We start from the raw sequence: 12,809 nt of genomic DNA, 5'->3' as shown, positions 1-12,809 counted from the left end.
TGCTAGACCTATGACGGTGCCGACGCAACCGGCCGACCGAGGTGCCAGCACATCCAGACAGGCGGACCAGCGATGACGACATCTGCGATGAACACCAGGGGCCAGCGCATCCTGTTGTGGACGGTGCCGCCGGCAGCGGCGCTGTTCGTGCTTGCCTACTTCATGTTTCCGGTGTTCTCGGCGCCGCTGTCGCCGACCTTGACCCCCGAGCAGGTGGCCGCGTTCTTCGCCGAGAACACCACGGGCATCCTCGGGGTGGCGATCCTGTGCAATCTCATCGCGTGCTCACTGGTGCCGCTGTTCGCCGTCACCGCCGTGCAGATGTCGCGCATCGGCACGTCGAGCAACGTCTTCACCTACGCCTATATTCTCTGCGTCGGCGTGGGCCTCACCGCGTTCATCCTGGCCGACTACTGCTGGGGGATGGCGGCGTTTCGACCCGAGCGCGACCCGCAGTTGATCAGCCTGCTCAACGACATGGCGTGGTTCTTCTTCATCGCGCCGGTCGGCACCATCGTCGTGCAGAACCTCTGCCTGGCCCTCAGCATCTACCTGGACGACCGGCCCGATCCGGTCTTCCCGCGCTGGGTGGCGCACTTCAACATCGCCGCCGCGGCGCTGCTGGTGCCGAGCGCATTCTCGATCCTGCACAAGTCCGGGCCGCTGGCGTGGGACGGCGTGCTGTCATTTCACCTGCGCCTCAGTGTGTTTGCGTGCTACATCGTCGTGATGTTCGTGGTCCTCGTCGGTGTGGTCAACCGCCAGGGTGAGGAGCAGGAGGCGCTCGTATGACCACGAGCGCCGCGTCCGCCGGGTGGCGCCGGTCAAAGAAGCTGGATCAGTGGATCGCGTTCTGGTCGGTGCCGGTGTTCTTCAGCCTGTTCGGGTTGGTCTTCGTCCCGCTGAGCTGGATGATGCCGCCGCGGTCGCCGAGCGCTTCCCAAGCCGACATGGTCGCGTTCATGCAGTCGCCGAACCTGCTGATCGCCTGCGCCATCCTGATATTGGTGTTCGGACTGGCGCCGGTAGCCAACGCCAGTTATCTCAACCAGATCCGGCGCATGTCGGTCAGCCCGGTGCTGCGCTACAGCGTGCTGATGGGCTCGATGACGGGCACCATCGTCGGGATGCTCTTCGCGATGTTCTGCTTCGGGCTGGGCGCGTTTCGTCCCGGCTACGATCCGGCGATCCTGGCGATGCTCTACGACTTCGGCTACCTGGCCTTCATCGGTTCGCTGGGATGCTTCTGCATCATGTGGATGGCCTTCGGTCTGGCCATTATCCTCGACCAGAACAACATCCTGCCGAAATGGCTTGGCTACTACACCGTCTGGCAGTACGTGACCGAGCTGATGGCCGCACCGGTCTGGATCGCCAAGTCCGGCCCGTTCGCCTGGAACGGGTTGATGACGTTCTGGTTCGCGATGGCGCTGTATGTGCCGTGGCAGATGATCGTGTATTTCTGCATCTACCGGGCGATCAGAGACCAGCCCGAGCACGAGCTCGACAACGCCCGGATCGAACCGGCCGCCGACGCGGGGGCGATCGCATGACCGAGGTCACCACGGTCCCGAGCCCGAGCGGACTCGGGTCGCGAAAATCGCTGGTGCGCAGCCATCTTCCCGGTGAGTCGAGCATGTGGTTCTTCGTCATCGGCGACCTGATCATCTTCGGCGTGTACTTCGTGGTCTACATGTACTACCGCGGTCAGCACCAGGAGCTGTTCCTGGCCAGCCAGGCGAAGCTGAACTACAACATCGGTGCGGTCAATACCGTTGTGCTGCTGACCAGTTCGCTGTTCGTCGCGCTCGGCACGTCGGCGGCCCGCGCCGGCAAGGCCACCGATGCCTACCGGCTGTTCTGTCTCGCGCTGGCCGGCGGCGCGGCCTTCCCGGTGCTCAAGGCGTTCGAGTACATCCCGGAGATCACCGCCGGTTTGACGCCGGGAACCAACCTGTTCTTCATGTTCTACTACGTGATGACGGGCATGCACCTGTGCCATGTGTTCCTCGGGCTGGTGATCCTGTACTTCGTCGCGCGCAGCCTTCAAGGCCCAGCCGCACCCCGAATGTCGCTGGTGGAGACCGGTGCAACGTACTGGCACATGGTCGACCTGTTATGGCTCGTGCTGTTCGCGCTGCTCTACCTGATGAGGTGATCCTGTGACGGCCTATCTTCGCCATCCGCTGACCGTCGTGTGGGCGGTGCTCACCGCGGTGACGGTGGCGTCGTGGCTGACTGCCCGGGACGGCGGCCAGGCACACCACATCAACGCCACGGTCACCGTCGTCGTCCTGCTGATCGCGGCGGTCAAGACCCAGTTGGTGATATGGCATTTCATGGAGGTGCGCCAGGCGCCCGCCTGGCTCAAGGTCACCACGAACGGATGGTTGGTCGTGGTCTTCGGGCTGCTGCTGGGTTTCTACTTCGCTGCGCTGTAGGTTGCCATTGATGCGCCAGCCACTTCTTGTAGTCCTGTTTGCAATCGCGATGCTGTCGGCGGGGTGCAGTTCGGTGGTCGCCGGAACCCCGATGAAGGCGACGGGCGCGCAGGGCGCACTCGACTTCGATCGGCTCGACGTCGGCGCGTACCCGACCGAACCCAGTAAGCCGCTCGGCGTGGCGGGGGACCCGCTGCGCGGCATGGTCATCGAAGCGCAGCGCATGGCCAACCACGTCATCGGGCCGTGGGAGGTGGACCCGGCGCTGACGGACTGGTTCGGGTTCGGCGCCATGGTGCTGCCCAAGGCCCAGGCACTCGCGCTGATCGGTCCCGGCGAGCTCGGCGTGGTGGCGGGCCGGCACAACTTCATCAACGGGTTCGCGACGGCCCGCACCGAAAAGGACGAGAAGCTGTTGTTGAACGCGGTCCTGCGGTTCCCCGACGACGAAGCGGCGACCGCCGCGGCAACAGCCCTCGGCGAGTCGGCGATGCAGCAGCAGGGCGCCGACGGACCGGCGCAGACGGTGACCATCCCCGGACATTCCGACGCCAAGGCCAACACCTACACCGCGATCGATCGCCAGGCCGGCAAACGGTACGCGGTGCGCTCGTTCGTCGCCCATGGCCCGTACGTGCTGATGCAGCTCGCGCAATCGGCCGATAGCGCCGATCAGGCCGGTGAGCTGGTCGCCAAGACACTGGACCTGCAGGGCCCCGAGATCGACCGCTTCCGTGCCACCGACCCCTCCGAGTTCGCCGACATCAGCATCGATCCGACCGGCTTGCTGGCGCGGGTGATTCCGCTGCAGACCCCCGATCCGATGTTGACCAAGGACACCACCTACGAGCGACGGGGCGCGCTGCATTTCCAGAGCGATCCCACCCGCTCGGCGAAGCTGTTCGACGACACCGGCACCGACCTGGTGGCGATGGCCAAGGCCAGCGTCTACGAGGCGAAAGACGCCGCGGGCGCCAAGTCCGTCGTCGACGAGTTCTACGACGAGGTGTCGCCGAAGGCCAAGCCGGCCAACCCGGTGCGCAACATGCCCGACAGCCGCTGCATGCAGCTCGAGGACCGCAGCTTCTACTGCCTGGCCACCGCAGACCACTATGCAATCGAGGCCGCCGGGCCCAACCTGCTCGACGCCCAGCAGTTGACGGCGGCGCAGTACGTCATGCTGTTGAGCTGACGCGGCGCGCGCGAGGGCATCCCGGTGACCGTCCCCGCCGCGTCGACCTGAAAGTATCTGTGTCGTGGGCAAGAACGAACGCGCGAAGATCGTCATGTCCGACGACGAGATCGCCGAATACCTCGAGCGCAGTAGAACCGCCACCCTCGCCACGCTGATGCCCGACGGACGGCCGCACCTGGTCGCCATGTGGTACGGCGTGCTCGACGGGGAGATCTGGTTCGAGACCAAGGCCAAATCACAGAAGGCCGTCAACCTGCGTCGCAACCCGACGGTGACCGTGATGATCGAGGACGGCCACACCTACGACACCCTGCGCGGCGTCTCGATCGAGGGCCGGGCCGAGATCGTCGACGACCCGGACACCAATCTGCGCGTGGGCATCAGCGTATGGGAGCGCTACACGGGGCCCTACTCGGAGGAGATGCGTCCCTTCGTCGATCAGATGATGCGCAACCGTATCTGCGTGCGGGTGGTGCCCAGCCGCACCCGCAGCTGGGACCACCGCAAGCTCGGCATGCCCGAGATGCCGCTCGGCGGCACCACCGCACAGTACCTAGGTTGATTTCATGGATCCCAACAACAAACCCAAGCAGCTGAACTCGCCGTTCGTCACCACCGTGATGAAATACGCGGGCAAGGCGCACGTGTGGGTGTATCGCCGCACCGGCGGAAAGATCGGCGCCAACTGGCGGGTCGGCGCGGGGTTCACGAAGCCGGTGCCGACGCTGCTGCTCGAACACACCGGCCGCAAGTCCGGCAGGCAGTTGGTGTCGCCGCTGGTGTTCATCAACGACGGTGACGACGTGATCGTCGTGGCCTCCCAGGGCGGGCGCGACACCGATCCGCAGTGGTACCGCAACCTGGTCGCCAACCCCGACGCCCACATCGAGATCGGTTCGCAGCGCCGAGCGGTGCGCGCAGTGACCGCGACGCCCGAGCAGCGGGCGCGGCTGTGGCCGAAGCTGGTCGAGGCGTACGCGGACTTCGACACCTATCAGGCCTGGGCCGATCGCGAGATCCCGGTGATCATCCTGCAGCCGCGCTGATCGCGGTATTGCGACCCATCTCACACCCGCCCCGCGTTCGGCTGCCCCACACCACCGGGTAGCCAACAGTCAGGTGCACCCCAGCGCCGACCAATTTTCGTCAACGCATAAGGGGCCGAAATCAATGACTACCGCTACTGAAACCACCTTGCTCCGGCAGTTACGCACGATGCTGGACCTGACCCACACCGAGATCCAGGTCGCCGAGACCCGCGTCGCGCAGGCCAGGACCGAGGCCGTGCGCCGTGAGCTCACCGAGAACGCCGAGAACGGCCGCATCCGCGCCGAGGGGATCGAGAAGGCGATCCGCGACCTGGGCGGTTTCCCCGATACCGTCGGCCCGTTTCTGGGCCGCGCCGCCGCGGCGGTGAAGGCGCTGACCGAGCAGGCGCAGCCGTTCGACGAGGCGCTGCTCGGCGACCTGGCGCTGGAGGATCAGCTGCTGGACCGCGCACGCTACATCAAGGCGCTGGCGGTCTCGGCCAAGCATCCCGACATCCAGGGGTTGGCCGACCGGCTGATCACCGCGCACTCGGCGACGGTGAACTGGTTGACCACGGTGTTGGCTGAAGACGCGCTCGGTGGACCGGCCGCGCTGCAGCGCACCCCGATGCAGGCCGCCGCGGGCACCGCGGTGAAGCTGGTGAACCTGCCCGGCCAGTGGTCGGCGCAGTCGGTCGAGCGGGTCGCCGAGCTGGTGCGCTCCGCCGGCCCGGCCGTCGAGGATCTGCGCCAGCGCGCCCAGCGTGCCAGCGAGATCACCCTGAAGGCGCTCGGCGCCTCGCGTGACGGCGCGCTGAAGCGGGCCGAGGACGTGGTCCGTCGCGAGGGCGCCGACGAGGCGGCCGACCGGCTGCACAAGGCGCGCGCCGAGGGCGGTGTCGTCGACGCCGACGAGCTGCCGATCGAGGGCTACGACGAGCTCAACCAGACCGACGCGGTGGCCGAGGTCAAGGAACTCGACGATCCGAGCGACATCCGCACGATCATCGCCTACGAGGAGATGCACAAGAACCGTCAGCGGGTGGTGTCGGCGGCGCAGACGCGCCTGGCCGCCATCGCGCAGGAGGTCGTCGGCCTCAGCTGACCCGCCTCAACGGAACACCCCGCGGAGATCCCGCGGGGTGTTTCTTGTGCGCAAACCGGCTCACATCCGCGGCGGGGCGAAGCCGGGGTTGGACAGCGCGTTGGCCACGCCGCTGCCGATCGGGCCGTGCTCGTCGACCAGCGTTGCGCTGCCGGTGGCCACGCCCGCGTCGCTGTAGTGCGTCAGCGCCGCCAGCCCCAGGTACGGACCCTTCGGCAGGCGGGCCAGCGTCAGCGTGTAGTCGGCGTTGATCCACTGCAGACCGCTCGGCCCGAAGTGCGTCAACGAGCTGACCATGTCCCCGGCCATCGCCGCGCGGGTGAACGGGGTGAGCTCTTCGCCGGTGACCAGCGGACGGAAATCGCGCACCCAGATGTGCTTGGGCCCGGAGTGCTGCCAGTTCGACAGGCCTTCGCCGGGACCCGGTTCGCGCTCGTGTCTGCCGTAGGTCCACACCAGGGTCGACAACCCGGGCGGGATGGGATCCGGTGTCGGCGGCGGCTCGGGCATCGTGACGGGGGAGGTCCAGATCTCGTCGGCGGGTTGTTCACCGCGGCGAAGGAACAGTGCGGTGCCCCGGGCGACGACCTTGTCGTCCTGTTGCATCAAGGCGTCGACTAGCTTCAGCCGGCGGCCCGCACGGACCACGGTGGTCCGGACGCTCACCGGCGCCAGCGCGGCGGGCCGGAACAGGTCGACGGTCAACCGGGTGGGCTGGAAGTCGGGTTCGCCCGCGTCGCGTTCGAGCACATGGCCGAGCAGGCCGCCGACGTAGTTCCCGCTGATCGTCTGTCCCCAGGGGCCCTGCGCGAGTGGGCCGGGTACGAACGCATTTCCGTCGCGGGTGAAAAACGCGGTCGTCACCGCGACGACGATAGCGGGCCCGGGCGGTTACCGATCCGCCAGCCAGCGTTCGATGTCGGGGGACACCGGGTCGGCGACGTCGGCGTATTCCGGGTGCTTGTCGATGTAGGCGGCCACCATCTCGCACACCGGCACGATCCGCAGCCCGGCGTCGCGGGTCTGCTGCAGCGCCTCGCCGATGAGGATCGTGGCCAGGCCACGGCCCTGGAACGCGTCGTCGACCTCGGTGTGCGGGAAGACCCGCTGGCCGTCGCGGTCGGCGATCTCGGTGAAGCCGGCGGTTTGTCCGTCCACCCGGATGTCGAAGCGGTCGGATTGTTTGACGACCTCGGTGGGTGCGCCGGTCTTGTCGGTGGTCATGGAGCTATCTATACCCCCGGATTGCGTCGCGGACGCAAGGTGGCGTTCGGCAGCGCGGGAGCGGGCAGCCGCGAGACCCTGCCTTGGTAGCCGTGCACCGCGCCGAACCGGTCGTCGTGGTCTTGCCACTGCGCGCGGTAGGTCGCGATCTCGTCGTGGCTGCGGCCGACGAAGTTCCACCACATCACCAGCTCTTCGGGAAACGGCGGCCCGCCGAGGACGACCACGCGGGCGGGGTGATCCCCGCGGTTCGTCAGCGTCAGCTCGGTGCTGCCGACGGCCGCAAACGCCAGGTCCGCCACGTCGAGCGCGGCGTCGCTGACCGTCACGTCGCCCTGGTCCAGCAGCACCCCGTGTTCGAAGGCGGGGTCGACGTCGAGCGTCACAGCGCAGCGCGGTTCGAGGTCGACCTGCGCGCCGAGCAGCGGAGTGAAGGTGTGCACCGGTGAGCGCGCACTGCCGAGCTCACCGAGAAAGACCCGCAGCGTCGCGCCGCCGACGGCCCGCGGCGTCGGCACGAAATGCGCGAAGTCGCGGCCGGTGTCTCGGTCGGAGTCCGGCAGCGCCACCCACAGCTGGACACCGTGCAACACCGTGGTGGCCGACGTCGACACCTCGGAGTGGCAGATGCCCGCGCCGGCAGTCATCAGGTTCAGTTCACCGGGACGCACCATCGCGTGCACCCCGGCGCTGTCGCGATGTTCGACCTCACCGCTGAACAGCCAGCTGACGGTCTGCAACCCGGTGTGCGGGTGCGGCGGTACGTCCATCCCCGGTCCGTCGCGCACATCCTGCGGGCCGTAGTGGTCGGCGAAGCACCACGCCCCGATCAGCGAGCGTTCCCGCTGCGGCAGCGTGCGTCGCACCCGGATCGCGCGCGGCCCGCCGAGCGGTACCTCACGCGGATGGAGCACACCGGCGAACGGCGATGCGACACAGGCGACTTCGGCAGGCGCCGGGTCGGTGTTGCTCACCGGCCCAACAGTAGCGTCACCCGCCGCCCGTCATCGCCGAACGAATCATCTCCAGATCGTCATCGTCGATCTTGAACACCCCGAAGCGGAACTTGTAGCCCCACCGGCTCTTGTTCTCGATGAAGCCGAGGTCCTCGAGCAGCGGGCGGATCGGCGTCTCCGCGCACTCCAGAAAATCGACGTTGCGCCGCCACGGGCCCTCCGGCGAGGCCTCGTCCTGATACGGCGCGTCGTCGGCGACCTGCCCGATGGCGGTGAACGCCTGCAGCGGGTCGCCCTCGGGATAGCCGGTCTTGGGCGAATAGAACACGATCCAGTCGCCACGGGCCATCTTGCGCAACATGTGCGGCTTGCCGTGATTGGCCTGGGTGAAGCGGCCACGCACCGCACGTTCGACGTGGTCGCGGCTGACGGTGTTGATCCAGTTCGTCATGTTTTGCACGCTAGGGCGCGGTCCCGACAGGAAAGCCCCGCCCGCGGACGGCCTGTGGATAACATCGAACGCCATGAGCGACGATCACGCCGAACTGGAGCGGCGCCGCGCGCTCACCGAGGACGCCGCGCGCCCCGAGGCCGTCGAGCGCAGACATGCCGCGAATGGCCGCACCGCGCGCGAGAACGTCGAGGACCTCGTCGACAAGGGTTCGTTCGTCGAATACGGCCGGTTCGCGATCGCCGCGCAACGGCATCGCCGCGACCTCGCCGATCTCATCGCGCGCACTCCCGCCGACGGGTTGATCGCGGGCACGGCGCGCATCAACGGCGACCTGTTCGGCGAGGACCGCAGCGCGTGCGCGGTGCTGTCCTACGACTACACCGTGCTCGCCGGAACCCAGGGCGCATTGGGGCACCGCAAGAAGGACCGGCTGTTCGAGCTGATCGACCGGATGCGGTTGCCCACGGTGTTTTTCGCCGAGGGCGGCGGCGGCCGGCCCGGGGACACCGACTATCCCACCGTGTCTTCGCTTGAGGTGCGCGCGTTCAAGCTGTGGGCAGCGCTGTCGGGCGTGGTGCCGCGCATCGCGATCGTCAAGGGCCGCTGCTTTGCGGGCAATGCCGTCATCGCCGGGTGCGCGGATCTGATCGTGGCGACCGAGGACGCCTCGATCGGGATGGGCGGGCCGGCGATGATCGCAGGCGGCGGCCTCGGTGAAGTGGCGCCTGACGACGTGGGCCCGATCGCGGTGCAGGCGCCCAACGGTGTGGTCGACGTCGTGGTGGCCGACGAGGCCGAGGCCGTCGCGGTGACCAAGCGCCTGCTCGGCTACTTCCAGGGCACCACGCCACCGGGCCCGGCCGGCGACCAAACCCGGTTGCGCACAATGGTTCCCGAACGCGCACGGCGGGCATACCAGGTGGCCCCGATCATCGAGACGCTCGCCGACGAAGGGTCGGTGACGTTTCTGCGTCCCGGCTTCGCCAAGGAGATGGTGACCGCGTTGGCGCGCATCGGCGGCCGCCCGGTCGGTGTGCTCGCCAACAACACGATGGTGATGGCCGGGGCGATCACCGCGGCCGCCGCCGACAAGGCCGCCAGGTTCCTGCAACTGTGCGACGCGTTCGGGCTGCCGGTGGTGTCGCTGGTCGACTGTCCGGGCTACATGGTGGGCCCGGCGGCCGAGGCCGAGGCGCTGGTGCGCCGCGGATCACGGATGCTGGTTGCCGGCGCCGCGCTGAGCGTGCCGCTGATCGCGGTCGTGCTGCGCCGCGGATACGGCCTTGGTGCGCAGGCGATGACCGGCGGCAGCCTGCACGAGCCGCTGCTCACCGTGGCGTGGCCGGGCGCGCACCTGGGCCCGATGGGGTTGGAAGGCGCGGTGCGGCTGGGGATGCGCAAGGAACTCGAGGCCATCGCCGACGACGACGAGCGCGAAGAACGGGTCCGTCAGGCCACCGCGGCCGCGCAGGACAATGCCAAGGCGCTCAACGCCGCCCAGCTCTTCGAGATCGACGATGTCATCGACCCGGCCGACACTCGCAAGCTCATTGTCGACACGCTGACCGCGGCGGCCGGCGCGGACGAGCGGGCGGTACGCCGACGCTTCGTCGACACCTGGTGAGCGGCGCCCCGGTCAGGCGGATTCGGCGTACAGGCGGCGGTGCCGGACCGGATAGCCGTTGCGTTCTGCCAGCGAGCGCAGCTGCCTCAGGGCAAACGTGCGCCCGCGCCCGCCCTCCGGGACGACGATGCCGGCCCACAGCCCTTCCGCGCGGGGCAACTCGCATGCTTCACGGGCGCACAACCACCTGCGCGGGCATGCCCGGCAGATCGCCTTGGCGGCTTCGTCGGCCGATGTCGTCCACCGCTCGGGGTCGCGGGTGCAGGCACCGACGGGCAGCTCGTCCCAGTCTGTTGCGTTCATCGCTATCGCTCCTTTGCCGATCTGCGGCCGGTGCGCCGCAATGACGCCAACGTAACGAATCAAACCGTAGCGATGCAACAGTTACAGCTATGGGATTTGCGCGGGCGCCCGCTGCAGGCCGCGCGACCGCCGACCGAAAAGGTGACATCACCTGGGAGAATTCGGGTCCTCCAGAAGCTGTAGCGGTGCTGCGGTTCGATGCCGTCGTCAGATGTAGCTTCGCGACAGAAATTCGGCACCGACACGGGGCCAAGGTGTAGCGGTCGCATCTGCCACGGTTAGGATGGCGTGGCCGAATGCCCTGCTCATCCGAGGAACCGCCGCGCATGATCCAGCCCGATTCGACCGCAGGGTCGGCCGAGACGCTGGACCCCGGCATGGTGCGTGCAGGGGCGGCCGCCGCAGCCCGACGCCGCGAGCTCAACATCAGCCAGCGCAGCCTAGCCGCCGACGGCATCATCAACGCCGGCGCGCTGATCGCCTTCGAAAAGGGTCGCAGCTGGCCACGCGAACGCACCCGAGCAAAGCTCGAAGAGGTGCTGCGGTGGCCACCCGGCACGATCGCGCGGCTCCGCAAGGGCGAACCCGCCCAGACCCGCGCGGAGCCGCCCGCGGTCACCGGCGGCGACGAGATACCGCTGATCGCCCAGGCCGTCGTCACCGCGGTGGGCACATTCCGCTCGGCGATCGACGCGCTGCCGTCGCCGGACACGCCCGAGTTCACGCCGCGGGTGACCCAGATCCTGGCGGACCTGCGCCAGCTCGAGTCCGTCGCCGCGCGAGCCGCCCGGATCAGCCGGGTCACCCCGGCGCTGATCAAGGCGTTGAGCGCCGTGCGTGGCCGCTACGACGAGCTCATGCTGCGCGCCGCACGCTCACCGCACGCCACCCTTGGCCAGCGGCTGTACGCCGCGCGCCGCGGCGCTAACCTGACCATCGCCGAAACCGCCCAAGCCGCAGGGGTTTCCGAAGACGACGTCGTGCATGCCGAAGCTGAAGAGCCGGTACCGGCGGCCGCGGCGCGCGCAATCGAGGAGCTCGTCGAGCAACTCGACGTGGGGTGAATCAGGGGCGTTCGCGGCCACGGTCGTCGTGGGTGGGGAAGTACTCGGCGAGCGCGGCGGCGATCTCCAGGAACCGCCGCCGGGTCGGCGCCGACATCTCGGCGGTGCGATCGATGACACCACCTGGCCGCAGGTGCCCGTCGAACGGCACCTCGATGACGGCCTGCCCCTGGCTGGAAAACTGTTGCACCAGAATGGAACGCGTCCGTTTGTCGGCGTGGCCGTCGGAATCGTTGAGGACGATGATGGTGCGCTGCAACAGCGCAGTCAGCCCGCGGGCGGCCAACCAGTCCAGCGTCTGGCCTGCGGCGGCGGCGCCATCCACCCACGGAGACGACACCACGATCAGCGCGTCCAGATCCCGCAGCACCTCCTGGGTGACGGGGGAGTCCATGGTCGAGCTGCAGTCGATGATCGAGATCGTGAAATGCCGGTCCAGCCGTGACGTCGCTTCGCGGTAGATCGCCGGATCGAGCACCCGGCGGCGCGCCGGTGTCGCCTCACCGGCCAGCACGAACAACCCGGCGGCGTTGTTGCCCACCCGGCTGCGCACATCAGCGAAAGTCTCCAGGTGCTGATCGGAGGCCAGCTCCCAGTACGAGCCCTGCGCGCGGGGGTCGATGCGGCTGCCCAACTTGCCGAACGCGGTGTCGGCATCGATCGCGACCACGCGGTCGTCCTGCCGCAGCTCGGCAAGCACCGAGCCGATGCTGGCCGACACCGTCGTCTTGCCGACGCCGCCCTTGCCCATCACACCGACCTTGAAGTGACCGCGCAGCGGGGATTTGATCTTGGCCTCCAGCTGGGCCTGCCGGATCTCTTCGGGCCCCTGGCCGAGGTTGACCAACCCGAAGCTGGCCTTGTACAGGGCCAGCCGCCAGCCGCGGCCCGGCGGCACCTTGCGCACCGGCACCAGCTCGTCGGCGCGGATCCGATCGGCGTAGGAACCACTCGGCGGCCCCTGCGCGGGCGGCGCATCCGGTGGATATCCACCGCCCGGCCAGTGCGGAGCCGGAGGCGGCGCCGACGGCCGAGGCGGGCGCGGGGCTCTGCCGTGCGGGCCCGGCCACGGTCCGGGATCCGGCCGGGCACCACCGTGCAGCGGTCCAGTATCGCGCGGTGAACCGGGCGGCGGACCGTAGCGCGGCGGCGGAAAGTCGGCCGGCGGGCGCGACGGCGGCGGCGGCCCCGGCGGCCCCTGGGGACTTGGCGGCGGGCCGGGCTCCGGGTCGGCGGCGGGTGGCTCGAATTCGGGCTCTTCGGAAGCCGTCCAGCCGAGTTCTCTCCGCAATGCGTCATCGCGGTCGGTCACTGCTTGTCTCCTCACCGAGTTCGGGTGTCGGCCCCCTCTCAAGTATCAACTACTCCCGCCTGCGGCTTCCTGCCCGGCGATCCCAGCCACACAGCAAACATAA

Annotated in this window: 16 protein-coding genes; 10 read left to right on the top strand and 6 right to left on the bottom strand. The window is 68.5% G+C overall.

Annotated features, from left to right (window positions below):
* Positions 1–87: 87 nt before the first annotated feature.
* From K3U96_RS26650 to K3U96_RS26615, 8 genes are all read left to right on the top strand, one after another.
* Positions 88–792 (top strand): hypothetical protein, encoded by a 705-nt coding sequence (locus tag K3U96_RS26650; protein ID WP_205871101.1) that lies wholly within the window; start codon positions 88–90, stop codon positions 790–792.
* Positions 789–1,553: a hypothetical protein gene (locus tag K3U96_RS26645; RefSeq protein ID WP_220691653.1), complete on the top strand. Its 765-nt coding sequence runs from the start codon at positions 789–791 to the stop codon at positions 1,551–1,553. Before K3U96_RS26650 ends, K3U96_RS26645 begins: the two co-directional genes overlap by 4 nt.
* Positions 1,550–2,158: a cytochrome c oxidase subunit 3 gene (locus K3U96_RS26640; RefSeq protein WP_220691652.1), complete on the top strand. Its 609-nt coding sequence runs from the start codon at positions 1,550–1,552 to the stop codon at positions 2,156–2,158. Before K3U96_RS26645 ends, K3U96_RS26640 begins: the two co-directional genes overlap by 4 nt.
* A gap of 4 nt (positions 2,159–2,162) precedes the next feature.
* Positions 2,163–2,441, top strand: a complete 279-nt coding sequence (locus K3U96_RS26635; RefSeq protein ID WP_220691651.1) for a cytochrome C oxidase subunit IV family protein — start codon at positions 2,163–2,165, stop codon at positions 2,439–2,441.
* Between the two features lie 10 nt (positions 2,442–2,451).
* Complete coding sequence (locus K3U96_RS26630; protein WP_220691650.1) at positions 2,452–3,633, top strand: DUF7373 family lipoprotein; 1,182 nt, start codon at positions 2,452–2,454, stop codon at positions 3,631–3,633.
* A 64-nt stretch (positions 3,634–3,697) separates the two neighbouring features.
* Positions 3,698–4,198: a pyridoxamine 5'-phosphate oxidase family protein gene (locus tag K3U96_RS26625; RefSeq protein ID WP_220691649.1), complete on the top strand. Its 501-nt coding sequence runs from the start codon at positions 3,698–3,700 to the stop codon at positions 4,196–4,198.
* 4 nt (positions 4,199–4,202) lie between these two features.
* Positions 4,203–4,682, top strand: a complete 480-nt coding sequence (locus tag K3U96_RS26620; RefSeq protein WP_220691648.1) for a nitroreductase family deazaflavin-dependent oxidoreductase — start codon at positions 4,203–4,205, stop codon at positions 4,680–4,682.
* Between the two features lie 124 nt (positions 4,683–4,806).
* Complete coding sequence (locus tag K3U96_RS26615) at positions 4,807–5,769, top strand: ferritin-like domain-containing protein (RefSeq protein ID WP_220691647.1); 963 nt, start codon at positions 4,807–4,809, stop codon at positions 5,767–5,769.
* 60 nt (positions 5,770–5,829) lie between these two features.
* Here the strand turns inward: K3U96_RS26615 and K3U96_RS26610 are convergent, their stop codons facing one another.
* Genes K3U96_RS26610 through K3U96_RS26595 form a run of 4 tightly spaced genes read right to left on the bottom strand, consistent with a single transcriptional unit; the run spans position 5,830 to position 8,400 of the window.
* On the bottom strand, positions 5,830–6,633 hold the full coding sequence (locus K3U96_RS26610; RefSeq protein ID WP_220691646.1) for a thioesterase family protein: 804 nt from the start codon (positions 6,631–6,633) through the stop codon (positions 5,830–5,832).
* A gap of 27 nt (positions 6,634–6,660) precedes the next feature.
* On the bottom strand, positions 6,661–6,993 hold the full coding sequence (locus K3U96_RS26605) for a GNAT family N-acetyltransferase (protein WP_220691645.1): 333 nt from the start codon (positions 6,991–6,993) through the stop codon (positions 6,661–6,663).
* Positions 6,994–7,001: 8 nt separating this feature from the next.
* The gene (locus tag K3U96_RS26600; RefSeq protein WP_220691644.1) at positions 7,002–7,967 is read right to left on the bottom strand and encodes a pirin family protein; all 966 of its coding nucleotides are present in this window, start codon (positions 7,965–7,967) and stop codon (positions 7,002–7,004) included.
* A gap of 16 nt (positions 7,968–7,983) precedes the next feature.
* Positions 7,984–8,400, bottom strand: a complete 417-nt coding sequence (locus K3U96_RS26595; protein WP_220691643.1) for an EVE domain-containing protein — start codon at positions 8,398–8,400, stop codon at positions 7,984–7,986.
* A 73-nt stretch (positions 8,401–8,473) separates the two neighbouring features.
* On the opposite strand from K3U96_RS26595, the gene K3U96_RS26590 reads away from it, so the two are divergent.
* Positions 8,474–10,027: an acyl-CoA carboxylase subunit beta gene (locus tag K3U96_RS26590; RefSeq protein WP_220691642.1), complete on the top strand. Its 1,554-nt coding sequence runs from the start codon at positions 8,474–8,476 to the stop codon at positions 10,025–10,027.
* Positions 10,028–10,039: 12 nt separating this feature from the next.
* Here K3U96_RS26590 and K3U96_RS26585 read toward each other — a convergent pair whose 3' ends face one another.
* On the bottom strand, positions 10,040–10,330 hold the full coding sequence (locus tag K3U96_RS26585; RefSeq protein WP_069407830.1) for a WhiB family transcriptional regulator: 291 nt from the start codon (positions 10,328–10,330) through the stop codon (positions 10,040–10,042).
* Positions 10,331–10,656: 326 nt separating this feature from the next.
* On the opposite strand from K3U96_RS26585, the gene K3U96_RS26580 reads away from it, so the two are divergent.
* Positions 10,657–11,394, top strand: a complete 738-nt coding sequence (locus tag K3U96_RS26580) for a transcriptional regulator (RefSeq protein WP_220691641.1) — start codon at positions 10,657–10,659, stop codon at positions 11,392–11,394.
* A 1-nt stretch (position 11,395) separates the two neighbouring features.
* Here the strand turns inward: K3U96_RS26580 and K3U96_RS26575 are convergent, their stop codons facing one another.
* Positions 11,396–12,706: a MinD/ParA family ATP-binding protein gene (locus K3U96_RS26575; protein ID WP_220691640.1), complete on the bottom strand. Its 1,311-nt coding sequence runs from the start codon at positions 12,704–12,706 to the stop codon at positions 11,396–11,398.
* Positions 12,707–12,809: the final 103 nt, after the last annotated feature.

The organism is Mycolicibacterium holsaticum DSM 44478 = JCM 12374 (assembly GCF_019645835.1).
GTDB lineage: Bacteria > Actinomycetota > Actinomycetes > Mycobacteriales > Mycobacteriaceae > Mycobacterium > Mycobacterium holsaticum.
This window is presented reverse-complemented; position numbering and strand designations above follow the sequence as displayed.